A 23,959-nucleotide genomic window follows, 5' to 3' on the forward strand; every position below is an offset into this window, starting at 1 on the left:
CACTCCCCCTCATTTCAAATATTGCTCAATTCTTATCGCGGCGAGCGACTTTAATTTTGGCTGGATCGACCGTACTTACAACCTCTTCTAAAGGCAGCATACGGATATAATTTTTAAAAATATTAACTTGATAAACCAACTGATTTGTGACATCTAATCCAGTCAACCAGCCACTCCGAGGATGATAAGCGCCAGTATCTATGTCTAGCCATCCCTTGCCTTGAGCCAGTTTCCCAGGAGAAACACCCGGCAGGGTAAAGGTAATGGTATGACCAATGATAATTTGTTTATCTGGAAAGTAGGGTTTTTCAATGCTGTGAAATTCCTCTCGTATCCAGCACAGTTCATCGGCAGTTTGTTCTATCACCGACTTGCAAGGGTCAACACCAGCATGAGTTAACCAAATATCCCCCAAGTCAAGGTATGTAGGCAAAGCTTTTAACCAATCCAGATGGTCACTAGGAATTGGAGCCTCTTGGTAACTGGCCACGGTAGCTTGCCCTCCACCAAACAGCCATGCTTGCATTGTCGAGGAGGAAGTCCTTTCATTAGTCAGAATGCTTAGTAACATCTGCTCATGATTTCCCAATAAACAGGAGTAGTTATTTTGCTTGACAAAATTAACTACTTGTGCGCTATGAGGTCCGCGATCTATTAAGTCTCCCAGAAAATAGACTCGATCTTCTGAGGTGGGGGCGATCGCCTCCAACAATGTCATTAAACCTTCATAGTGTCCATGCACATCCCCAATTACAATTCGTCTGGGGCTAGTTTCGCTCATTGTCTCTTAGCTGCAATAGTTTTGGCTAATACTCCTGCTACAGTTTACGCTGTCTGCTTTCCGCAATGAAAGGTAAAAATACTGGATAATGGTTATTTTAATTTAATTTTTGTACAAGTAATAAACCTAACTTATCAAATATATACAATAACTTATAATAAGGATGGCGTAAGACTAGCTTTTTCTGCTAATTTGAACTATTTAGCCGATAATTTAGGTTGTTGCCATATTCATCACTTTTAAGTTCACAATGTCTAATGGTTTCTCTGCTGAAATTAGTTCGCGCATCTGCAAGCACATGAATGACGATCATGCTGATGCTGTAGTTATTTATGCTAAAGCTTTTGGTGGTGTAAAAGATGCGATCGCAGCCGAAATGCTGTCAATTGATGGACAGGGTATGGATTTAACAGCGCAAGTAAATGGGGAAACTGTACTAGTTCGCATTCAATTTGATCATGTTTTAGTAGATGCGGAAGATGCCCATCAAACTTTGATTGCAATGGTGAAGCAGGCGCGGGTAAAGGCTAAATAGGAAATGACAATTGCTGTAAATACTCACTTTGCCAGCTGATACATAATCACTTTTCCTTTCCAATTTTCTTCCACAAATACCAGATGTTCACCATTAGAACGCCGAAAAGCGCGAATACCGTAGGGTATATCAATCCAGCCACTTTCGCTGCCAACTTCTGGGCCTGGCTTTAACTTTTGTACTTGCGTTCCTGTCTTGGCATTGTAGACATATACTTCTGCGGTTTTGACTGTGACGGCAAATACATAATCTCCCGCCACACTGATTGCTGCTGTAGACACTTCACGTTTCCCGGTACTGTCGTAGGGAATTACAATCCGCCATTTGGGAGTGCGATTTCCTTTACTCCAATTGTCAAAACGGGCAATTTCAGATCCAGCAACTCCAGCATCGTCACTAAATGCAGGGCGATCTCCCGTAAAACCTGACAAATACATACTATCTGTTTCTGGGAAATATTCGATCCGCCGCAAGTCGTTAAATATTTTGGGAGTAGTTTGTTTTTCCATCGAACTATAGCTGTAGATGGGGTTGCCTTTAGAATCTATTCCCTGTAAAGGATAATGTCGAATGCCATCTTCTGTTCGCAAAGCTTTCCAAACATCTCCTTTGCTGTCTACCCACCAACCACCGAGATAAGGATAATCTTTGCTGCGATCGTATTCGTTCTTTTCAAATTTGCCATTACCGTTGCGATCACGCCAGATCCATTCCCCTTTTTCTGGTTGATAGGGTGGCCAATTTCCGGTGATAAATGGTTTCTCGGCGCTATTAGTACCGACAAACATTCCGGCGGGTATGGCGACTTTACCATCTGTGGCGGAATTAAAACGATATATTTGCAGAAAGCTGTTATACATATCTGTGAGGAACAAAAACGGCTTCCCTTGGATGCGGCGAACAAAAGTTCCATCTGGGGATGTATGCAGACGTGGATCTTGAGGATATTTGAAAGCATTTAAGGTGTAGGCTTTGTAAGTCCATTGCTTACCAGCAGGCTTACTGTAATCCATCAGATAGTGTTCTTGTTTGGTGAATAAATCGACACCATCGGTTTTCGGATCGGCATCTGCATTATCGACGAATATCAATCCCAGCGATCGCCACATTAGTTTTCCCGATGGCGAAAATTTCCGCAAATCTGTTCCTGATTTGTTGAAACCATTACTATTTATATAAATATTACCCGAAGCATCTGTACCGACTCCGGTAAGTCCGTAAAGTTTCAAATCTCGAACTTCACCAGGAACTCCCGCATAGATACCGCCTTTAGAACCAAAACTACCCACTTGTACAGGTTTATCTTTGATGTCATAAGTCAACATTTGCTGACGTGGGCCATTTTCTGCTATTAACAGCTTACCTTGATGATTAATTGCGATCGCTGTTGGTTCGACGATATCTGCAATCTGTTGCGGTAATTGCTTTCCACTTTGGGAGTAATGTAAAATTTTTGCAGGCTTACTACCATTTTTACTTTGAATAATCCACAGATTTTTTTGTGAATCAATAGTTATTGCTCCCGGATTAGCAACAGTAAAGCTACGGAGTTCCTTCATCATATCAGTATCATAAACGCGAATCCGGTTAGCAGCAAAATCACTCACATACAACTCGCTTCCTATAGTTGCTAATCCAGTAACTTCACTTTTAGTACTGGTAATGAACATACTTTTATCCCAGCCACGCCCATTCGGAAATGGTGCAGGTTTTCCTGACAAATCATAGCGTCTAACGCTATACCAAGTTGTTCCTTCTGGTGGGTAATCTTCTTTTATATTGCCCCTCGAACCTTGAGTCATGGCAATGTAAACATATTTACTATTTGCTGTTACAGCTTTACCACCACCACGACTCCAACCGTGAGTATCCCCAAGGGCAGCAATAACCTTACCATCTTTATATATTCCTGCCTCCATTGCTGCTTCATCCCAATGGCTGTTGGTATAAACTGTGCCATCATGGGCAACATACATGGCCTCAATATTGTTTTGTACTCGCAGATTTCCACTGCCAATAGTATTACCTATCCACGATGTTTTGTAATTAGATGTGGGTGTTTCAGTATTGTTTTCTACTAGCAAATTTTTACTGTTAATAGTATTACTTCTCAACGATGCTTTGTAGTTAAGCTTGGATATTTCAATATTGTTTTGTATTCGCAGATTGGTACTATCAGTATTACTTATCGATGATGCTTCGTATGTATTTGTCGGTATTTTTATTTTTGCCCAGTTTGTTGTCATTCCGATGCTAGTAATGATGACTGCAACAGTCATAATGAGCAAAAAAATTAAAGATTTACTTCTTTGTAAATATCTAGTATTAAATAATTTTTTTATCTGCTGATTGAGTTTATGACAAAGTTTTACTAACTTCGTCAGTAGTTTATTTCTCATATATTTTTGAGTTTTTAATTATTTATATACAATTAGTTTTTATGAAATCCGCATAAAATATGACTATTTTTTAATTCGCCAGTAAACATTTTTTTTGCAACAAGATATCTGATGATATATCAATAAAAGACTATCAGGATGAAAAATGCACTATTCATATAAACTTTATCAAAAACACATTATTATTTAAAATATTAAGTAATACTGTAAGCATCGTAAGATTTATTTTACTGATTGCAAAAAGTAATACAGTATTTGTTATTAATCAGTATTTTCTTAGTGGCATATCTAGCATACAGCTTGATGATTTTTAAGTACAATATCTATCGTAGTCAGTATTATTTAGTTAACAAGAGTACAGATTTAAATTCATTATTGACGTTGGCATATAAATAGTTTATAAATTGGTGTTCAATAAAAAAACTATTATTAGTAATGTGTATTCCAAAATTATAGTGATTCGGGTTTGGCTACAACACGCAGTAGGGGCGCACAGCTGTGTGTCACTACAGTTTTAATATATTTATAGGAGATATATCAATGGAAGCTAATAAAAAAATAAGTTTAAATTCATCATCTGCATCTATTCTCACCCTTGGATTAGGCTGGTTTCCCAAAAGTCCCGGAGGACTAGAAAGGTATATTTATGAACTAACTCATAAATTAGCTGCAAATCAAGATCAAATTGAATTATGTGGAGTCGGTTTACCTGAGACTGAACTAAATTCACCGATTAAACTAACTAACTTAGCTTCTCCCAATAGTGCTATTTGGCAAAGATTATGGTCGATTCGTAATAATTTTCAGAAAACAAGAATGAGCAAACCAGATGCTATTAATTTGCACTTTGCATTATACAGCTTTCCTATTTTAGATATTTTGCCAACGCAAGTACCAGTTACTTTTAACTTTCATGGCCCTTGGGCTTCTGAGAGTCAGCAAGAGGTAGTTAATAAAAACCTCAGTCTTTTAATTAAGCATTGGTTAATAGAAAAAAATACTTATAATCGCTGCGATCGCTTCATTGTTTTGAGCAAAGCTTTTGGAAAAGTTTTGCATGATAAATATCAAATACCGTGGAGCAAAATTAATGTTATTCCCGGTGGAGTTGATATTAATTGGTTTCAACCAAATTTATCACCCCAGGAGGCTTGTGCAAAGCTAGACTGGCCTAATAATCGCCGGATTATATTTACATCACGCCGCTTAGTGCATCGAACGGGAGTTGACAAATTATTGCAAGCTCTAGCTATAATTAAGCCCAGAATACCAGATGTTTGGTTAGCGATCGCAGGTCGTGGTCACATTCAAGCTGCACTACAACAACAGGCTACAGAATTAGGACTAGAAGACAACGTTAAATTTTTAGGTTTTCTCCCTGATGAGCAATTACCTATGGCTTATCAAGCTGCTGAATTGACTATTATGCCTAGTCAATCCTTTGAAGGATTTGGATTAGTAATAGTTGAGTCTCTAGCCTGTGGTACTCCTGTTTTATGTACTCCAGTTGGCGGAATGCCAGAAATTTTATCAGAATTTTCACCCGATTTAATTACGACTTCAACAGAAGCCTCAGCGATTGCTGAAAAATTAGAACAAGTGCTTTTGGGAAATATCCCCATACCTTCACGATCGGCCTGTCGCCAATACGCCACCACACACTACGACTGGAATCAAATTGCCCAGCAAGTACGGAATGTTTTATTAGCTTAAATAAGTGAATCTTATAAATTTTAGGTGTGCTACATGAATAAAACTAGATAAAGTACAGGTTAAATGAGAATTCTTTTCTTAGATCAAAGCGGTAAACCCGGCGGTGCGGAATTATGTTTAATAGATATTGCTAAACCTTATGGCGATCGGGCTTTAGTAGGTTTATTTGCAGATGGCTCATTTAAACATTTATTACAGCAAAATCATATTCCAGTAGAAGTCTTCACAACTCAAGCCATCCAAGTTCATAAAGAAAGTAGTTTGGTACAAGGATTCAAGAGTCTCGGACAACTTGCACCTTTGATTAGTAAGGTAGTTAAAAAAGCACGTGAATACGATTTAATCTACGCTAACACCCAAAAAGCATTAGTTGTCGGAGCATTGGCAAGTTTTTTCAGTCGTCGTCCTTTAGTTTATCATTTACACGATATTCTTTCCAAAGAACATTTTAGCCAAACTAATCTTCGCATTGCTATTAATTTAGCTAATCGTTTTGCATCATTAGTAATTGCGAATTCTCAAGCTAGTCAAATAGCCTTTGTGCAAGCAGGAGGGCGCTCAGATATCATCGAAGTTGTTTATAACGGCTTTAATCCAAAAATTTATCAACTTGATGAATATGACATTAATAAATTACAACAACAGTTAGGATTAGAAGGAAAATTTGTTGTTGGACACTTTAGCCGTCTTGCACCTTGGAAAGGACAGCATATTTTAATTGATGCCCTTGCTAAGTGTCCGCTAGAGGTGATAGCAATTTTAGTGGGTGATGCACTATTTGGTGAACAAGATTATGTCCAAAAGTTACACCAACAAGTTAGTGAACTGGGGCTAGAAAACCGTGTCAAATTTTTAGGATTTCGTTCTGATATTCCCCAGTTAATGGCAGTTTGTAACTTGGTGGCACATACCTCTACTTCACCAGAACCCTTTGGTAGAGTGATTGTAGAGGCGATGCTATGTGAAAAACCTGTAGTTGCAGCCAAAGCCGGGGGTGTAATGGAATTAGTAGAACATGGACTTAATGGTTTTTTAGTCACACCAGGAGAATCCCAGGAACTTGCACAAGTAATTAGCACTTGTTTACAGGAGACGGAAATAACTGCAACTATTGCCAATAATGCCCGAACTACTGCTAGTCAGCGTTTTGATATTGCAATTATTAACCAGCAAATTGCCCAACTGCTATCCCACAGATTATAGTTACTTGGCTAATCTACAATCACCGATTTTATTTGGATAACGCCAAATTCACGTCTGGGTTTTGTGGGTGTGATTATAAACCAACTAATTCACGAGACTCAAAATCAGAGAGTTGTTGAGCGATCGCTAATCTTGCTTCCAACTTAGCTACACTAAACTGGTTACGCAGATATTCCAAATGAGCGATGGCATTTGCTTTATCGACAGTTAATCGAATTTGGGTATCTATTGCTTTTTGATATTCCTGATTTACAAGCAGCACCTCAAAGCGACGAGCCTTGCGTTGAGCATCATTTTTCAAATCCATCTCAAAGGCGGCGGTGCGGTCTGCATTGCCTTCAAATCGGTTAACTTGATGCTGCACTGCCATCAACTGAGAGTCTATTTCATTAGCCCGTTGAGCAGCTTGTGCGATCGCACCTGGATAATGACTCAGTTGCATCATTTAATAATTTTCCTCTAAGGTCAATAATGTAGTGTTTAAGTATAAAGCCAACCTTTGAATTCATTTACCGAAAGGCTGTCACATAGCAGTTTTACACTTAACTCAGCTTGGTGGACGCTATATATATATTATAGTCTAAATGTAAATAATTAGGGGAGAAAAAGCGATGTCTTAAGTGCAGCTATGCCGATTATTTTCCACTAATTATTTCCAGTCATTTTTCAAAATTTTAACGATAATCAAGTTCAAATAAACTCTTGATATAATTTGAAATTTAAATCTCATTCATCTTTATATATACTCTATATCAGCCAAATTTTTAAATTTTCAAATTAGCTTTAGACATAAGAGTAAAAATGAATCTAGATCGTCATTACAGCAGTTTTGATGTATTTGAACTACATCTGTTGTAGGGGCGTAAGGTCTTCCGCCCTTACCGCATGGTCTATTTACCTGAAAATAGCTGTAATGTCTAGAGATGTTTTTTGAATAACACCATTAATTTTATCTTTAATAGGACTTACGCAAAATATCTCTCAAACTCTTATTTCTCCGTGCCGCGCCAGTTGCTTCTCCCTTGGCGCTAGCCTCTCCCTTTGGGAGAAGGGGAGACGCTGCGCGAACAAGTCTCTTAACCGCAAGGGCGCACTGGCTTCTCTCTGCGGTTCGTTATTCCGTAACTTGTGCTTAAGTCCTATTTAAAACTAAGTCCGCCCATATACCCATAACTTATTTGGCCATCAGACTGAAGTCTGCGGCTAATAAAGTAAGCCTGCTTATGCAGGCTAATTATTTTCTGCTAAATTCTGTACTTTAGCTCAAGCCGCTTCCCGCAGTTGTGGTTGTGACGGCACACTCACTTCTGGAAATGAAAGCGAGAGTTGTTCGGCTTGAGGTACTGCCGCTTGCTGCAAAACTTGAACTTCAATATTTACGCTGACCAAATAACTACCTGTATCAGCACCAACTGCTTCGGCAATTAGTTTAGCAATGTCTGGACGTTTGGCAGTCAACGGGTCACGTAAAATACACCGATCCCATTCATGCTTGGCAGTCGGATTGAGGTTGAGAATATAATGCTTCATCATCGAACTAACCCTTGAATCCATCTTCCAGAAGGTTTTCACAGAGCCATTATGCATTTGGCTAGGCTTTGTGGACGCTATACATATTATAGTATATTTGTACTAAATTGGGCGATATCTGAGTCAGAAAGTAGGAAATATATCATGTTCGGCTAATTAGCTATATTCCCGAATCTATGCAGAAAGCCCAAAATCCCTCCCTTGGGCGGTCTTAATCATAAGTCTTTAATCGGACATGATTAAGCTATTAAGCTGTTCCATCTTTAACTTGCATAATTAGCGTAGGCTTTTCGGCCTATGCCACAAGAGTTATATAAATTTTGGATTAAATGTCGTTTAGCTTATAAACCATTGCTAAAAGCATATAGGTGTGTCTTAGCTATATTCCTGTGCTACATCCGATTGTTTAAAGGACTTCTAACAAATAATCAAAGCGCGATTTCTACGATGGGCAAAGCCAACGCCAAATTTATCTATTCCTTTCTTCTTCGATTTGGTGGTGTCTCTGAATTCCTAATCCCAGAAAATCTGCCCATAGGTAAATTCTAATACAAACGTATTGCAACTAAGCTTACAAAGCAATACCTTATATTTATGTAAATCGCTATATGATAGATGCCTATATTATTGACCTATTTGTAATTGGTCTACTTTTGCTGATGGTAACGTTAGGATCAGGTTGGATTGCTCGCTTACCTCTTTCTTTTGCCATCATCTACCTATTGGTTGGTATTTTTCTAGGCCCTTATGGATTTGGGCTGATTCAATTACGTCGAGATGACGTTTTCAACACCGAACTACTGGAGAAAATAACAGAACTTGTAGTAATTATTTCTGTGTTTAGCTGCGGCTTAAGAATTATTCGGCCTCTAAAGTTGGGTGTTTGGGATATTACGGTGAGATTGATTGCATTTCTGATGCCAATTTCAATTTTTGCTCTGGCTGTTGTAGGTAAATTGTTTTTAGGAATGAATTGGGGGGAAGCAATTTTATTAGGAGCAATTCTCGCACCTACCGACCCAGTATTAGCATCAGAGGTACAACTCACCAGTACAAATGACCAAGATGAATTGAGATTTGGTTTAACTTCTGAAGGTGGGTTAAATGATGCTTTAGCTTTTCCCTTCGTTTATTTTGGTCTTCACGCCTTAGAAAATGGCAACTGGAGCAACTGGTTTAAACAGTGGATTGCGGTTGATTTAGTTTGGGCGATCGCAAGTGGTATTGTTATGGGAATTGTTGTTGCAAAATCTATAGTTTGGATTGAAGAAAAAGTTCAAAAACGCCGTGCTGCTGATAAGTTAATGGAAGACTTTGTTGCTATCAGCACAATTTTCCTAACTTATTCCTTAACAGAAATGGTTAATGGTTATGGATTTCTAGCAGTATTCGTTGCTGGATTAGTTGTCCAACGCAGTTACAGAAATCCTGAAAAACCGCTAGCAGAATTGGAATTTGTTGAGCAAATTGAGAAACTGCTAGAAGTTGGGACAATTTTACTATTAGGTTCAATATTATTATTGCGGCCAATGCTCAACTATGCTGGGCAATCTTTTTTAGTAATAATTTTGTTATTCTTAATAATCAGACCTGTAGGAGTTTGGATTAGCACAATAGGTAAACGTCCTTTAGAATCACACCGCCGAACCTTACATCCAGGAACTCGGTTATTATTTGGATGGTTTGGTATTCGTGGTGTTGGTTCTTTATATTATCTTGCCTACGCATTTGGTCATGGCTTAAAAGGTGAAGCAGGCGAAAAAATTGCTTGGATAACTTACACTACTATTGTAGTTTCGGTGATTGTGCATGGAATTAGTACAACTCCATTAATGAAGTGGTATGAGCGCAATTTTGCTAATCATAAAAAAAATACTCCTCCCACTACAATAGATGAATTTGAGTAAAAGTAATTTTTGGAAATTGCGTTATTGCATTAGCGCAACTCACCTAAAATTACTGATGGTGCGTTAGCCTTTGGCATAACACACCTGCAATTTAATTTTCTAAACCTGATTTTAAACTGGAGAGAGGCTTTGAATATTATTTTGCATCTCTTGTTGAGAAGAAGTTAGGGGGTTAGTTTCTATTTTCTATTTACCTGTCACCTTTTCAATAACTTCTTTCGCTTTTTCACCGAAACTTTCTGGAGAATTTTGTTCTCTCTCTACTTTCAAATTCCTTTCGTAAGCCTTCTCCATAGTATTAAGGTTTTCTCCATCCTTTATTGCTTCTTCATAAGCTTCTTCTCGCCCTTCTTCTTGAACGCCAACACCTGGGTCATATTCGTTAGCGCGATTAATTTTTTCTTGAGAATTTGGTTTATACTCTGGAGGTATTAGTTTTAATTCTTCAACAGTAGTTGCATAACTAGCTTGCTGAATGAAAATGAAGGAACCCGACAAGCTGATGAAAACCATCAAACCAATAATCAAAAAGCTTGAACGTAATGCTTGTTTCAAACTTAATAGAATTTTTTGCATGAAAAAACCTCCCAATCTTTTGTTATGAGCCTTTTTAGGTAGAAAATAAACTAAATATCTTAGGCTCACAGGCATCCTATGTGTTTAAGTACAGTTCTTTCTTCTACCTCAAGGTATATTAATTTTCAGTTATTGTAGTAATCTCACAAGACTAAAATCCCCGGCTTCTCTAAGAAGTCGGGGATTTTCTGGTTCATAAATAATTTAATAGTAGTATAAAGTTGTGTAATCTTAACCTGTATACCTGTTTAAAATGAGAATTGCTATAGTCCAAAATTGTTGTACTTATACTAATTCAATTAATGATTGCAATATATCTTTCGGTAAAGACGCGATAAATTACGTTGCTACAATTAGTCTATTTTTAGCATTCTTCTTTCAAATTGGTATTAATAACATACTGTCCAGAACTAAAATTATGAAATAATAACTCAAGTCTACTTAAATAAACTAATATTTGACTTTCTTATTGGATAAACATTTATGACCAACTATGATTAATTTTAATTCCTCGGCTTTGCATTACTTGTTCAAATAAATTTGTTGGTAAGGCTTCTTCTACAGGAAAAACTCCGGGTTTTTTGAGTTTACCTTCTAGCAATAATTGGGCAATACTACCTGTGCCGTAACCAGAAGCCACAGCTGTATTTTCATGCACTACGGTTGAGCAATAAACGGCTGTCTTACCATTTTTCTGCCCTGTCACCTCAGAACGAACAGCTACTCCAATTCCACTAAAATTATTAGTGACATCTGTCATTGAATGGCTAACATGAGACAGAAATTCAATCATGTAACGACGCTGCATTAACCACTTGGGAAAAATGTGTGCCGCAATCCAAGTTAGATGATTATAAAAATCTGGAACAGAGCCAAACTTAGTAATTACAGTTTTAACTGATGGAAATGCATGGGGCAGTGTAAAGGTTTCTGGCATATCAAACCAGTAAACTCCGCTACGTTTATATGGAGATGGAAACTCAATTACTTCTCTTTCACTGTAAGGCTTGACTATTTCCCATTTTCCATCTATCCAAGCCTCAAAAGGAAATTGTAACCCTAAAAAAGTTGTCCGCATCACTGTAATACCAGCACCCCCAGAACCTGAAACCAAATAACTTAAATGGATCTTTTCTGGTCGCTCGAATTGTTCAACTCCCTGGCGTACCATGCTATTAGAAATACCAGGAAAAATGCCAGTATTAATAATTGCTGTCACACCAGCAGCAGCAGCTTTTTCATGATAATTAAGAGCTTTGCTGGTATAAGACCGATGGTCACTAACATCTAGATAATTAACGCCTTCAGCAATACAGGTTTCGAGAACATTAGCATCTCGATAGTGAAATGGCCCAGCACAATGGATGACTAAGTTAGAGTTTGCGATCGCATCTCGCAGCTTGTCAACTTCTGCCAAGTCTAATACCAAAAACTGTACTCGTCCTCCCGAAGACAAGTTCACAGCCTTGCCAAACTCCGCAGAACGTCCAGTAATCGTAATTTGAGCTTGCGTATGGGTAGCTATATCCTGAGCAACACTGCTACCAATCCGCCCTCGTCCACCAAGAATTAAAACGCTGTCTCTCATTACTCCAAATTCGCAACACTAACCTTATTTCATCAGTTTTGCGTCCTATTTAGCATCGGTTATAAGTATGATTTATAGTATTTAATAAAATTTCTGTTCTATCTAAATACTTGTAAACAGGTTTCTCAAAACTAAGTTTACAAAGTACTACATTTGCGCTTCAATTTGCCTAACTACCGTTAGTGCCGAATAACTCACCCCAGCAGTACCTTCCCCTGGATGGGTGGAGTCACCAACTAACCACAAATTCTGGATTGGTGTGCGATTGGCGAACCCAAAGGGGCCAAAAGTGGGTATTCTTTGACCAATACCACCAACTATACCGCGATCGCGGGCTGTGTAATGAGCAAAGGTGCGCGGTGTTGCGGCTTCTTGATGAATAATAGTTTCTGGTTTGAGATAAAAGTATTGGGCAAGACGAGCGATCGCTTGCAGGGTAAACTTTTCTTTTAGTCCTTCATAATCATCAGTCTGCCACCACTGTCCAGGATCGACAAATGAAGAAGCGATAATTGTTGCTTTCCCCTCCGGGGCGCGGCCGTCTCCAGGATGACTCACGGAAACAAATAGGGAATTATTCTCGCCAATGGGGCCATTGACATCATACATAAATTGTAGATGGGGAGGACATTCCGGCGGAATTGCGCTGGCATCTACACCTAAATAGACCACAAAAGCACCCGATGCTTGGGGCAATTTTTCCACCCGATTTTTATATCCAGATGGCGCTTGTTCTCCTAATAACTGCACCAAATTTTGTACGGTGACGTTGCTAACTATGTGGTTGGCTGCTTCTGTCAAAACTTCGCCAGTTTTCTGATTTCTAATAACTACAGCACTGGCTTTACCGTTTTCTACTTTGATTTGTTCTACTGTATGGCGCATCAATAGTTTGCCGCCATCTCTCTCTAGGGATTGTACCAAGCGATCGCTTAATACTTGCATACTTCCTTGGAGGTGAAATAATCCTTGAGGCAGTTGGGATACACTCAACGCTGTTGCTGCATAAAGCAATGCTGTCTCGTCTGCATCCACCTGGGAGTATAGCTTTAGTTGCAAATCTAAAAAAGTTCTCAATCGTTGGTCATTTCCCAGTCCATATAACCGTAAAGCATCTCCTACTGTAAACAAGGTGAAGGGTACGGTAATTAATGTACTGGGACGCACCGCCTGAGTTAGCTGCCACAAATCCCATAAATTACGCGGTGGTAGTACCGGGTCACGTCCTTGAAATTCCCAACTAGCAGCAAATAAAGTTGCCATCAACTGCCAAAACGGTTCGCTACCAGGAAACTGTTTTTGTCGTTCCTCTTGCCATTTCTCTTGGTCGCGCCAAACGTTGATGGGTGTGGTTTCTCCAGGTAAATACACCGCACAAGCAGGATCGCAAGGCGTTGCTTGTGGCAAATCTATTGACAATTCTGAGAAAATGCGGTGGTGAATTCCCCCTGGTTCCAACCCCGCCACCTGAGTTGCTCCCACATCAAAGGTAAATCCCTGGCGTTTAAAGGTTGAAGCACAGCCTCCTGGTACGAGGGCTTGATCCAAAATTAAGACTCTGTAACCTCTATGAGCTAATAATGCTCCAGCAGTCAATCCACCTATTCCTGCACCGATAATGACGATATGAGAGTTACTTTTGTCAATAGAAATGCTGAACATTGATTGTTTTGTTGAAAATTATTAACATTTCTTTATAATTATAATTTTACCTTAATCTCACTACTTTTCAAATCAGAAGGGTGTATCACAGTATGGCTGGGCGGTTTGTTTGCGAAGCGTTCCGCAGGAAAGGATTAACGGACTTAGAGTGGAGGCTGTTTAAACTACACTGCGTTGTTGCGCCCATAGACAAATACTCATGAACAACGCGATTAAAACCTACAATTCAATATCCGAAATTTATACTTAATTTTTGCGACAAAGTATATGTAATTACACGCAAAGTGATTATTTAAGTTATATAAATTACTCAATATATAAAACCAAACTATGTGAATAAAAATTAACTAGGTTAAAACCCTCTTCCCTCCTGCCCCCTGCCTCCTCTCAACGATAAATTTTTCCACCCACCTACTTAAATAATCATGTTGTCCTTTACTCTGCAATTTTTGGAATTAGCCTTAGTGTGGCAATAGTATTTGCTGTAACATTCTTTGATTCCCATAACATCTGGTGGTATTCAATTTTGCGCCAAGGTTCAACCATATCGTTGTAGTGGTTATGGAAAGCATGGCCTGATTGTCCAGGAGTGTGAATTGCTACTGACTTATCCAAATTTCCCAAATCTACAATCATCCGTAGTGAAGGAATATCACTCACCTCAAAGGATTTATTTGCTATCCAGCGGTTAGCATTCACTGTTTCACCGTTACCCGATGTCGCAAAAGCACCACGATTAAATAAAGCTTCAATCGGTGCTACCCCAGATTTACCCAAGGTGGCATTCCGAAAAGTAATGGTATGCAGCTTGCCCCAATTCCAGTTTTTCGGATTTTTGCTTTGAATTCGTTCTAGTTCATCTACAGCTTCTATAAAAGACTGTCGCAGGATTTGGTCGCGGTTTTCAACTTTTGAGGTATTGCGATTATCCCACCAAGAACTATTGGGCTGTTTGACCAGATTTGCCACCACAGCATACCAGCGATCGCCTCCATTAGGAAAGTATTTCTCAGGTAACTGATCGTGAAATGTATCTGTTAACAAGTGTTTCCAGAATACTTCAAACAGAGCAGCAGCAGGCGATGTCATTCCTAACTGTAAATTCCAATCTTGCAACAGTTTTTGGGCTGCTTGTAAACGAGGGGTATCAATAGTGATAGATTGCTGTAGTGGTACTAATGTTTGGGCATTTAAATTGCGATCGTCACCCTGTATCTGCTGCACATCCTTTAGGGAAATCGGTTCGGTTTGTTGTGAAATCATTTCAACAATTCGCTTTGCTCGGTAGCCATAAACCCAGTCTGCGGTAATTAGGTAAGGATATTTACGGTTAACTAAATTATTAGCAGTAGCAATATAACCTTGGGATGGATTAAAACTTTTGGGCAATTTCTCAAAGTCAATATAGCCTTGCCACTCATATTCATCCGTCCAACCAGGAACGGGATAACGCCCATCTCCCTTAGCGCGGATGGGAAATTTACCAGGCATTTGGTAGCCAATATTGCCATCAATATCAGCGTAGACCAAGTTTTGAGCTGGGACATCATAATTGCTGGCAGCAGTGCGGAATTCCTGCCAGTTTTGGGCGCGATTGATTTGGGGAATAGCATACCCTAGCTTGGAAGGTGCTAAGGCTGTCCAGCGCAGGGCTACGGCGTAATTTTGCGGTAATTTTAGCAGCTGACTTGATTTGAATTGCTTCAGATTGGGCGAAACATCAGAGAGAATCGGCCCATGTCGGGTATAGCGCACCGTTTGCACAATCGATTGACTTCCGGCTACTTGAATCGTCTCTTGTACGAGTTGCATATCAACCCACTTGCCATTGACCTCATACTGATTAAGGTTTTTTGGGTTGATTTTCTCAATGTATAAATCCATCACATCAGATTGTACATTGGTGACACCCCAGGCAATGCGATCGCTATGACCGATAATTACCCCAATCATTCCTGCAAAGGAAAAGCCAGAAACGTTGTAGGGACATTCTGCACTCTTTGGTGTGCAATGCAGACCAACCTCATACCATATAGAGGGAATTTGCACACCTAAGTGGGGGTCATTCGCCAAGATTGGCTTACCTGTCGCCGTTCGCTGACCAGATATCACCCAGTTGTTCGAGCCAATACCTATTCCTGTGGGCCCGATGAGTTCTTCTAAAGCCATCATTGGCTTAGTAATTGACTCTAAAGCAGGTAATACATCTGGAGAATTGAGAAGTACTTCAACATTATTGTCCCTTTCTTCTTCTGCTTCCCCTGTTTCTCGCTGCAACTCAGGTAAAATAACCGGCAAGTCTTGAGGGTATGGTGGAAAAAGTTCCTCTACTTGATTTGGGTTAAGAGTTTTGAGCAAAACAGCACGTTCAATTTCACTCTCGAAATTTCTCCCCAAGTCGTAAGCCATTACCTTACCCCAAGTCAGAGAATGCAGTATTTGCCAAGGTTCTGGCTTATACCCAGGATTGAGGAATTTTAGCACAGCGTATTCTAGACTCAGGGCGCTGCCTTGATGCTCTCCCAGATAGGCATTAACACCATCGGCGTATGCTTCCAAGTATGCCTTCATCTCTGCATTTATTTCCAGAATTTCTTGCTGTGCCACCCTTGCCCAACCCATAGTCCGCAGATATTTATCAGTGTCAACTTGAGAAGAACCGAACATTTCTGAGAGTCGCCCAGAACCGATGTGTCGCCAAAAGTCCATTTGCCAAAAGCGGTCTTGGGCGTGGATATAACCTTGCGCCATAAATAAATCGTGGGAGTTGGCAGCATAAATATGGGGAATCCCCCATTTATCGCGTTGGACAGTTACTTCAGCTTTCAGTTCAGGTAATTGAATTGTGCCACTCTCTTGCGGAAAGGATTGACGCACAGTGTAGGTGGCAAATCCCACTAACAATAGCCCTAGCACTAACAGGAAAATCAGAGTAATTTTGAGTCTTTTACGTAACCAACCCTTCCTGGAGTTTTTCATTTGAGCTTTCCGTGGCATTGTTTAGTGAAATTAGGCAATCTTACAAGGTATTTAATCAGAATCTTTAAAAAAAAAGTGCGATCTGCCCATTTAAAATACATCTGAGTGCACAGTTAAAATTTTGGGCGTTGCTGAATTGAGGGATGATTTAGCAAGTTATAAAATTTCTCTTCCTGCTTTAAAAGCCTGTCTAAATTCATCCCCCTGTTCTGCAACGCCAAATTTTGTTGTTTTAGTACGCCACGGCATAAATAGCACAAAGTCTGAGCGGCTGTTCCCGTCGTTGGTGCAGCCCGCCGCAGGTATCAGAACTTTGCAAGACGAGCAACCATTTAAAATCTCTAAAGAGCTTATTCCATAATATTTTTGTAAGAATTCAGGAGTCAGAACTCAGAATTGGTGAATAGTTAAAAAATCAGCAGAGCTTTTGATGAATAAATATAGCCGTAGTCACATAGGTTAGGACATTTGAAAAGAGTGAAAGCTAGGAATAGTAATAGTTTTACCTCCTGCCTTCTGCCTTCTGCCTCCTGCTATATACCAATCATTCTAGATTCCTGATAAATTCTGACTCCTGACTCCTGGGTGCTGAATTCTTACATATTTTTGACTTTTGACTTTTGCTTTGCGGTACTAGCTGCCAGTAGAACAATAGTATCGCTCTCCTATTTTCCAAAGCTTCAGCACAACCATCAGAAAGAGAATACCTGCGATTGGCGAGATATAACAAAACCACAAAGGCACTAAAAACGCATCTTCTTTTTCAAGTACTGCAAGCAAAGGAAAATAACTGACGCAAGCAAGCGGTATCAAAAAAGTAAAAAATCGCTGAAACCATTTGCTATAAATTGCAAGTGGGTACTGAGCCGTTTCGACTCCTCCATAAGTGAGGACATTCATAATTTCAAGAGATTCAATAGTCCAGAATGTCAGTGTTGCTTGCATAATGACAATGCCAACAAAGAGTGCAACTCCACCAATAAATGAAATACCCAAAAGCCATACAATTTTAAAATTTAAAGGAATGTGGAGTGATGAAAGTGACCATCCCATAACAACAATTCCTTGAACAAATCTTCCGATTCGTTTCAAAGTAAACTCTTGACCTAAAAGCTGAAGTGCTGTAGTGCGTGGACGAAGAAGTAAACGGTCGAAGTCTCCACTTTTAATTATTGTTGTAAATGAGTCAAATCCTTTCCCAAGGGCATCAGCACAGGCGAAAGAAATATTAACTATTCCATAAAATAGAGCAACTTCATTTAAAGTCCACGTACCAATACTATGAAAACGAGTAAAAAGTGCCCAGACTCCAAAAAATTCAATAGCAGTTCCTAAAAACTGCCCTATAATTTGCAGCCAGAAAGAAACTTTGTACTGCATTTGCGACTTAAAAGATACAGAAATATATCGAAGGTAAAGAAAAAAATCATTCATAGTCGCTTTGTGATTTTTATCTAAAATCAATTATCTATATAATTTAGCTTCCTGCTTGACAAAATTACGAATTATTCACTCATCCCCCTTGAATTACAAGCTTTCTGATGCCATGTTTCACAAGGAAACGCCCAAGCATAATAATGACAACTATCCAGAAAGTTTGATGCAGCAAAACATTAAGCAGCGCGGTTGCTTGAAGATTACCAGTAAAAAGACGAAAAGGTTTGTCGATTAGTCCTGAAAAAGGAAGTACATTCAAAAAAGGCTTGCTCCACTCAGGAAAAAGTGGCAAAGGAACAATCATGCCAGAGAAAACAATCACAAGAGTGGGTAAAATACTATTAATTCCCTCACCAGAAATTGTCCACATCATTGATACAGTAAAAAGCATTGTCAATGCAGATGAAAGTAAAATTGCACCAATAAAAGAGAGAAAAAAGGCAATAAAAGAAGTAAAGGAGGGTGGAATAGAAAGCGACCATTCATAAAACCCTAAAAAGGGAAAAATAAAAATTGTGATACTAAGAAGTGGAATAGCACGAAGTATTAGGGGCGTTGTGCGAAGTGCCAAAGCGCGAGTAAACCAAAAATTATAAAGGTCTGTGGGTCGGAGAAGATCGTATCCTACAGCACCAGATCGTATAAGTTCTTGAATATCTCTATCACCTCCCCAAGGGACAATCGCCATCAGAAACGCCTGTTCCAGCCACACATATCCTACAGCCTGTTGAAAAGTCATCGGTTGAGCAGAGGTTGCATTAGTAAAGAATGCCTGTAAAACCATTACTTTCACGAACCCCCAAAAAAGCTGAGTTACAACGCCTGCCAATGCAGCAGTACGGTATTGCAACAGCAGGGTAAATCTAGCAACAAACAATGACCAATATGCTTTCATGTAACAATTCCTGCTGAAATTGCATAAAGTTCAGCAATTATCTCCTCAATGGGTGGATTTTCCACAAAAAGATCCTCTACTTCATGTAGCGAGGTAACTTGACTAATCAAAGACGCAGCAGAAAGCTTTGTGGGATCGAAGGCGAGAGTTACGGTGCGACCTTCTTTAGAGATAATACTGACTCCTGCTTCTTCAAAAAAGAAATCATCGTTAGCTAAATCGATTCTTAAGTACCGACGCGAGGAAACCTGAGAACGCAGTGCTGCTAGAGATCCATCACAAAGGATCTCACCTCCACCAATAATAATTATGCGATCGCACAATGCCTCGATATCATCCATATCATGGGTAGTCAGGATGGTGGTTACTTGATGAGTTTTATTCAGCGCTTTGATAAATTTTCTGACTGCAAGCTTGGAAACTGCATCAAGCCCAATAGTTGGTTCATCAAGAAAAAGAATTTCTGGTCTGTGAAGCATTGCGGCAGCAAAGTCACATCGCATCCTTTGACCAAGGCTTAATTGCCTCACGGGAGTCGAGAGAAAGCTTTCAAGACCAAGCAAATCAATCATTTCTTCGCGTGTCTGGCGATACTCTGATTGGGGAACGCGATAAATATCCCGCAGCAAATCGAAAGACTCAATCACTGGCAAATCCCACCAGAGTTGCGTTCTTTGACCAAACACTACACCAATACGATTAACGTGCTTGATTCGATCTTTCCAAGGAGTTCGGCCGCTAATTAGGCATTTTCCACTGGAAGGTACGAGAATACCGCTTAAAATTTTAATCGTAGTCGATTTACCAGCTCCATTTGGGCCAATGTATCCTACAAGTTCTCCCCGCTCCAGGGAAAATGAAACTCCTTTAAGGGCATAAACTTCTCTAGTTTTTCGCTGCACAAGCCCTCGTATTGAACCGAAAAGCCCAGAAGAACGTTCAGACACAAAGAAAGTTTTCCTCAGATTTTCGACCAGGATGTGAGACATATTTTGTTAGTCTGTTATCGCTTATAGAAGTGTTTTTTACTTAGAATACATCTACTAAAGAGTTTTCAATACTCTTACTGCAAGTGAATAAAGCTATTTTGAGGCTGTCGGTGAGGTAAACGCAAAGGATAAAAAAATGGTACAAGTAGCAAAGATAGGTCATGCTGGATTTCAAACGCCAGATGTAGAAGCTATGCTGGCATACTATACAGAAATTCTGGGATTTACTCTGACCGAACGAGGCTCTGATGGAGCCGTCTATTTAAGCTGTGTAGTAGATCATCATACAATCATTCTCTATCCGTCTACAGAAAGCGGTCATAATCACCTTGCTTTTCAAATTGATAGTAGTCAGACATTGAAAGAGGCAGCCAAACAACTGTGTGACGCAGGCATCCAGGTAGAGCAAAAAACAGATGCCCAACCAGGGATACCGGAACTGCTTGAGTTTTGCGATCCGGAAGGACATACTCTCCAGCTATATTCAACCATTCAACAAGTCACTCATGGGTTTCGAGAAACAGGCATCGTTCCTGAAAAATTAGGACACGTCGCCATGTACGTGCATGATGTCCATAAATGTGTTGATTTTTATCAGAATATGTTAGGCTTCCGCGTGTCTGACTGGCTTGAAGATAGCTTTGTCTTCATGCGATGCAATCAGGATCACCATACTATGAATTTTTTGCAGTCTAAACAGCAAAAAATGTTCCATATTGCCTTTCAATTACGAGACTGGGCACAGATGCAAACTGCTTGTGATTTTTTGGCAAAGCATAACATTACCCCTCTTTGGGGACCGGTACGCCACGGAATCGGACATAACATCGCTACGTATCATAAAGATCCTGACAAAAACATAGTTGAACTATTTACCGAAATAGATATCATGCTCAACGAAGTAGGATATTTTGAACCCCGACCCTGGCACGAAGATTTTCCTCAAAAACCGAAAGTATGGAAGGATACTCCGCAAGCCGTGGCTCACTGGGGCGGATTGCCACCTAAGGAATTAATGGAATAAGTTGATGGGCAAAAAACACCTAAATATGTGAAGACATAAGTTTCTTCAGCGCTGAAGAAACTTATGTCTTTAAAGCCTCTTGTCAATAGCATTTGAGGTATGAACGACTAGCCCAACGGCAAAGATTGCGCTGAACTGTTCAGACCTGACGCAGGCGTTCACTTACACAGCTAAAATGATTTCAAGGAAACTCTTCAGCAGAACCACAACGCTGAAAATTAGCCTGTAAGTATTATCTGGTGCGATCGCAGGAGGCAAAAAATGGGCTTGGCTGGATTAAGAATTGTGTTGGTAGAACCAGCTGGACCGATAAATATCGGCGCGATCGCCAGAGTGATGAAAAATTTCGGGCTATATAATTTAGTATTAGTGAACCCCCAATGCGATCCACTATCGACGGAAGCTTTGATGATGGCTGTTCACGCTCAGGAAATTTTAGAATCTGCGGTATTCGTGGCGACCTTACCAGAAGCATTGCATGGATGTGTACGGGCGATCGCTACCACTGGTCGCGTTCGCAGTTGGGAAACACCCTTAGAAAATCCCCGCACTGCACTACCCTGGTTACTGGAGGAACCTGAAAAACCCACAGCACTGATTTTTGGTAGAGAAGACCGGGGATTAAGCAATGAAGAATTAAATTATGCCCAGAGGTTTGTTGGCATTCCCACAAGTCAAGATTATGTTGCCCTGAATTTGGCTACTGCTGTAGCAATCTGTTGTTATGAATTGTCACAATCTGCCCAAAAACTTGACATTCAAACCTTACCTCAAACTGAACTTGCACCAATAGAAGTTGTGGAAGGATACTACCAGCAATTAGAATCACTATTACTGAAAATTGGTTATGTATATCCCCATACGGCAGCTAGTCGGATGGGAAAATTTCGCCAATTGTATAATCGCGCTCACTTGAAAACTGGGGAGGTAGCCATGCTGCGAGGAATTTTGCAGCAGGTAGAATGGGCCCTGAAAAACCAGAACAATAGTGAAAACTTGTAATTATTCGTTTAATATATATGCAATCAATCTCCCCAAAATAATTAATATCGCTTAAACTAAACACAAAAATGCTACTAAGTAGCAAAGTGGAATTTGAGTATTAATATTGCTTAAAAATTAAGTTTGGGGTCAAAAGTCTGCAAGAAAACAGTCAAGTGGGTCACAAGGAGTAACGGTGTCAGAATCAAGTGGCGAACTAACAGCTTTCTCGCGGCGTCAACCCTTAAATCGCCGCCAGCAGCCACAAAAAGTTCAAAAAGTGGTAAAGAAAGTTAAAGCTAACAGCCAGCAGCAAACTACAAATGCAAAAGAAGGGGCACTAACACGCCCAAAAAATCAAATCAGTCCTCCCTCAATCCCTGGCGCTACACGTAGGGTAAAATCGGGGTTAGTCATGCCAACAGCAGTAAAACCAATACCTAGTGTCAAGGGAAAAATTCCTGCCTTCCGACCAGGTGCTGTGATGGTTAAAACAGTACGGATGGAAAAGCCAAAAATGGGTAGGCGTTCATCGCGGAAAACGCGGTTAAAGCCAACGGCCAAAACCATATTGTATGTTTTACGGTTATTGATTGTGGGTATTGGGATGGGTGCAATTGTGGGCACGGTGTTGTCAATATTAGACCCAGCTAATCGCATCAGCACAAACTCGGCGTCGCAATCTAATAGTAATGTGGCGCGATCGCAGCCACAACCTACCCAAACTCCCCCAAGCACGACTTCGAGTCTATACCTATCTCAGGAAATTACCTCTTTGAAAAATGCCGTGCAAAATTTGGTGGCCACCAACCCAAATCTTACACCTGGAATTTTCTTAGTAGATTTAGATACTGGTAATTATGTAGATATCAATGCCTCTACCAGTTTTCCGGCGGCTAGCACGATTAAAGTGCCGATTTTGATTGCCTTTTTCCAGGATGTGGATGCGGGAAAAATTCGCCTAGATGAAATGCTGACCATGCAACAGGATATGGTAGCTGGCGGTTCGGGAAATCTGCAATACAAACCACCAGGAACTCAGTACGCTGCTTTGGAAGTCGTCACTAAGATGATTACAATCAGCGACAATACGGCGACAAATATGCTGATTGCTCGACTGGGAGGAATCGATGCTTTAAACCAACGTTTTCGTAGTTGGGGATTGACAACCACCACAATTCGTAATCAACTCCCAGATTTACAAGGCACAAATACCACCAGTCCCAAGGAACTAGGGAATTTGATGGCGATTGTGAGTCAGGGAAATTTAGTCAGTATGCCATCACGCGATCTCATGCTCGATATCTTGCGTCGCACCCAAAAAGACACTCTGCTACCAGCAGGTTTGGGAACAGGTGCAAGAGCATACCACAAAACGGGTGATATCGGCACAATGTTGGCAGATGCAGGTTTAATTGTTGTTCCAACTGGCAAGCGCTACATAGCCTCTGTTATGGTACAACGCCCCGAAAACGATCCTCGTGCGGAAAAGTTGATTAGCTCAATTTCTCGTGCTGCCTACCAAGAGTTTAGTCAAAATCCTGTCACACCCAATACCATTACAAACACTGTACCTGCAAATGGTTATCAGCCCCAGGTTACGAATCCTGGTCTACCCAACAGTACAACAGGCACTGCGCCCATAAGTATTTATCAGTCTCCTGTTGTCACTCCTGTACCCAACGGCATGGGAAGTACAGTACCAACGAGCGGTTATCAATCTCCAGTAATGAATCCTCAGTATTATCCTCCAAGATAAT

19 protein-coding genes are annotated in these 23,959 nt (G+C 40.1%); 8 read left to right on the forward strand and 11 right to left on the reverse strand.

What is annotated here, in order from left to right:
* Positions 1-25: 25 nt before the first annotated feature.
* On the reverse strand, positions 26-781 hold the full coding sequence (locus V7K79_RS21890) for a metallophosphoesterase family protein (protein ID WP_335050345.1): 756 nt from the start codon (positions 779-781) through the stop codon (positions 26-28).
* Positions 782-1,031: 250 nt separating this feature from the next.
* On the opposite strand from V7K79_RS21890, the gene V7K79_RS21895 reads away from it, so the two are divergent.
* Positions 1,032-1,316, forward strand: coding sequence for a DUF2470 domain-containing protein (locus V7K79_RS21895; RefSeq protein WP_335050347.1), 285 nt, complete (start codon positions 1,032-1,034; stop codon positions 1,314-1,316).
* A 23-nt stretch (positions 1,317-1,339) separates the two neighbouring features.
* Here V7K79_RS21895 and V7K79_RS21900 read toward each other — a convergent pair whose 3' ends face one another.
* A complete protein-coding gene (locus V7K79_RS21900) occupies positions 1,340-3,715 on the reverse strand; it encodes a hypothetical protein (protein ID WP_335050349.1) in 2,376 nt (791 codons plus the stop codon).
* A 540-nt stretch (positions 3,716-4,255) separates the two neighbouring features.
* Between V7K79_RS21900 and V7K79_RS21905 the strand changes: the two genes are divergently transcribed.
* Together V7K79_RS21905 and V7K79_RS21910 are read left to right on the forward strand one after the other, a co-directional pair.
* Positions 4,256-5,428 (forward strand): glycosyltransferase family 4 protein, encoded by a 1,173-nt coding sequence (locus tag V7K79_RS21905; protein ID WP_335050351.1) that lies wholly within the window; start codon positions 4,256-4,258, stop codon positions 5,426-5,428.
* 63 nt (positions 5,429-5,491) lie between these two features.
* Complete coding sequence (locus V7K79_RS21910) at positions 5,492-6,631, forward strand: glycosyltransferase family 4 protein (protein WP_335050353.1); 1,140 nt, start codon at positions 5,492-5,494, stop codon at positions 6,629-6,631.
* A 73-nt stretch (positions 6,632-6,704) separates the two neighbouring features.
* Here V7K79_RS21910 and V7K79_RS21915 read toward each other — a convergent pair whose 3' ends face one another.
* Together V7K79_RS21915 and V7K79_RS21920 are read right to left on the reverse strand one after the other, a co-directional pair.
* Entirely contained in the window at positions 6,705-7,076 is a 372-nt protein-coding gene (locus V7K79_RS21915) for a hypothetical protein (RefSeq protein ID WP_322698346.1), read from the reverse strand.
* 818 nt (positions 7,077-7,894) lie between these two features.
* Complete coding sequence (locus tag V7K79_RS21920) at positions 7,895-8,164, reverse strand: hypothetical protein (protein WP_069069307.1); 270 nt, start codon at positions 8,162-8,164, stop codon at positions 7,895-7,897.
* A gap of 605 nt (positions 8,165-8,769) precedes the next feature.
* Here V7K79_RS21920 and V7K79_RS21925 point away from each other — a divergent pair.
* Complete coding sequence (locus V7K79_RS21925) at positions 8,770-10,068, forward strand: cation:proton antiporter (protein WP_335050355.1); 1,299 nt, start codon at positions 8,770-8,772, stop codon at positions 10,066-10,068.
* A gap of 186 nt (positions 10,069-10,254) precedes the next feature.
* On the opposite strand, the gene V7K79_RS21930 is transcribed toward V7K79_RS21925, so the two are convergent.
* The 4 genes from V7K79_RS21930 to V7K79_RS21945 all read right to left on the reverse strand — a co-directional run bounded on the left by V7K79_RS21930 (position 10,255) and on the right by V7K79_RS21945 (position 16,873).
* The gene (locus V7K79_RS21930; RefSeq protein WP_335050357.1) at positions 10,255-10,644 is read right to left on the reverse strand and encodes a hypothetical protein; all 390 of its coding nucleotides are present in this window, start codon (positions 10,642-10,644) and stop codon (positions 10,255-10,257) included.
* 481 nt (positions 10,645-11,125) lie between these two features.
* Positions 11,126-12,232 (reverse strand): saccharopine dehydrogenase family protein, encoded by a 1,107-nt coding sequence (locus V7K79_RS21935; RefSeq protein ID WP_335050358.1) that lies wholly within the window; start codon positions 12,230-12,232, stop codon positions 11,126-11,128.
* Positions 12,233-12,379: 147 nt separating this feature from the next.
* The gene (crtD, locus tag V7K79_RS21940; RefSeq protein WP_335050360.1) at positions 12,380-13,894 is read right to left on the reverse strand and encodes a C-3',4' desaturase CrtD; all 1,515 of its coding nucleotides are present in this window, start codon (positions 13,892-13,894) and stop codon (positions 12,380-12,382) included.
* 435 nt (positions 13,895-14,329) lie between these two features.
* Positions 14,330-16,873 carry a penicillin acylase family protein gene (locus tag V7K79_RS21945; protein WP_335050361.1) on the reverse strand — a complete coding sequence of 848 codons (2,544 nt, stop codon included), beginning with the start codon at positions 16,871-16,873 and terminating at the stop codon, positions 14,330-14,332.
* 121 nt (positions 16,874-16,994) lie between these two features.
* Between V7K79_RS21945 and V7K79_RS21950 the strand changes: the two genes are divergently transcribed.
* A complete protein-coding gene (locus V7K79_RS21950; protein WP_335050363.1) occupies positions 16,995-17,234 on the forward strand; it encodes a hypothetical protein in 240 nt (79 codons plus the stop codon).
* Positions 17,235-17,506: 272 nt separating this feature from the next.
* Here the strand turns inward: V7K79_RS21950 and V7K79_RS21955 are convergent, their stop codons facing one another.
* From V7K79_RS21955 to V7K79_RS21965, 3 genes are all read right to left on the reverse strand, one after another.
* Positions 17,507-18,307 (reverse strand): ABC transporter permease, encoded by an 801-nt coding sequence (locus tag V7K79_RS21955; RefSeq protein ID WP_335050365.1) that lies wholly within the window; start codon positions 18,305-18,307, stop codon positions 17,507-17,509.
* 79 nt (positions 18,308-18,386) lie between these two features.
* The gene (locus V7K79_RS21960) at positions 18,387-19,205 is read right to left on the reverse strand and encodes an ABC transporter permease (protein ID WP_335050367.1); all 819 of its coding nucleotides are present in this window, start codon (positions 19,203-19,205) and stop codon (positions 18,387-18,389) included.
* Positions 19,202-20,194, reverse strand: a complete 993-nt coding sequence (locus tag V7K79_RS21965; RefSeq protein WP_335050369.1) for an ABC transporter ATP-binding protein — start codon at positions 20,192-20,194, stop codon at positions 19,202-19,204. Before V7K79_RS21965 ends, V7K79_RS21960 begins: the two co-directional genes overlap by 4 nt.
* A gap of 136 nt (positions 20,195-20,330) precedes the next feature.
* On the opposite strand from V7K79_RS21965, the gene V7K79_RS21970 reads away from it, so the two are divergent.
* The 3 genes from V7K79_RS21970 (at position 20,331) to V7K79_RS21980 (ending at position 23,958) form a co-directional block, all read left to right on the forward strand.
* Positions 20,331-21,218 (forward strand): VOC family protein, encoded by an 888-nt coding sequence (locus V7K79_RS21970; protein ID WP_335050371.1) that lies wholly within the window; start codon positions 20,331-20,333, stop codon positions 21,216-21,218.
* A gap of 261 nt (positions 21,219-21,479) precedes the next feature.
* Positions 21,480-22,220: an RNA methyltransferase gene (locus V7K79_RS21975; protein ID WP_335050373.1), complete on the forward strand. Its 741-nt coding sequence runs from the start codon at positions 21,480-21,482 to the stop codon at positions 22,218-22,220.
* A gap of 175 nt (positions 22,221-22,395) precedes the next feature.
* Positions 22,396-23,958, forward strand: a complete 1,563-nt coding sequence (locus V7K79_RS21980) for a serine hydrolase (RefSeq protein WP_335050375.1) — start codon at positions 22,396-22,398, stop codon at positions 23,956-23,958.
* Position 23,959 lies beyond the last annotated feature (1 nt).

The organism is Nostoc sp. (genome assembly GCF_036917575.1).
Taxonomy (GTDB): Bacteria; Cyanobacteriota; Cyanobacteriia; order Cyanobacteriales; family Nostocaceae; genus Nostoc.

Bases quoted from the DNA above. Each gene is read 5' to 3' on its own strand.
- V7K79_RS21975 (WP_335050373.1), top strand. From the start codon at position 21,480: ATGGGCTTGGCTGGATTAAGAATTGTGTTGGTAGAACCAGCTGGACCG.
- V7K79_RS21895 (WP_335050347.1), top strand. From the start codon at position 1,032: ATGTCTAATGGTTTCTCTGCTGAAATTAGTTCGCGCATCTGCAAGCAC.
- V7K79_RS21910 (WP_335050353.1), top strand. From the start codon at position 5,492: ATGAGAATTCTTTTCTTAGATCAAAGCGGTAAACCCGGCGGTGCGGAA.
- V7K79_RS21915 (WP_322698346.1), bottom strand. From the start codon at position 7,076: ATGATGCAACTGAGTCATTATCCAGGTGCGATCGCACAAGCTGCTCAA.
- V7K79_RS21925 (WP_335050355.1), top strand. From the start codon at position 8,770: ATGATAGATGCCTATATTATTGACCTATTTGTAATTGGTCTACTTTTG.
- V7K79_RS21900 (WP_335050349.1), bottom strand. From the start codon at position 3,715: ATGAGAAATAAACTACTGACGAAGTTAGTAAAACTTTGTCATAAACTC.
- V7K79_RS21955 (WP_335050365.1), bottom strand. From the start codon at position 18,307: ATGAATGATTTTTTTCTTTACCTTCGATATATTTCTGTATCTTTTAAG.
- V7K79_RS21935 (WP_335050358.1), bottom strand. From the start codon at position 12,232: ATGAGAGACAGCGTTTTAATTCTTGGTGGACGAGGGCGGATTGGTAGC.
- V7K79_RS21945 (WP_335050361.1), bottom strand. From the start codon at position 16,873: ATGAAAAACTCCAGGAAGGGTTGGTTACGTAAAAGACTCAAAATTACT.
- V7K79_RS21965 (WP_335050369.1), bottom strand. From the start codon at position 20,194: ATGTCTCACATCCTGGTCGAAAATCTGAGGAAAACTTTCTTTGTGTCT.
- crtD (WP_335050360.1), bottom strand. From the start codon at position 13,894: ATGTTCAGCATTTCTATTGACAAAAGTAACTCTCATATCGTCATTATC.
- V7K79_RS21890 (WP_335050345.1), bottom strand. From the start codon at position 781: ATGAGCGAAACTAGCCCCAGACGAATTGTAATTGGGGATGTGCATGGA.
- V7K79_RS21905 (WP_335050351.1), top strand. From the start codon at position 4,256: ATGGAAGCTAATAAAAAAATAAGTTTAAATTCATCATCTGCATCTATT.
- V7K79_RS21960 (WP_335050367.1), bottom strand. From the start codon at position 19,205: ATGAAAGCATATTGGTCATTGTTTGTTGCTAGATTTACCCTGCTGTTG.
- V7K79_RS21930 (WP_335050357.1), bottom strand. From the start codon at position 10,644: ATGCAAAAAATTCTATTAAGTTTGAAACAAGCATTACGTTCAAGCTTT.
- V7K79_RS21920 (WP_069069307.1), bottom strand. From the start codon at position 8,164: ATGATGAAGCATTATATTCTCAACCTCAATCCGACTGCCAAGCATGAA.
- V7K79_RS21970 (WP_335050371.1), top strand. From the start codon at position 20,331: ATGGTACAAGTAGCAAAGATAGGTCATGCTGGATTTCAAACGCCAGAT.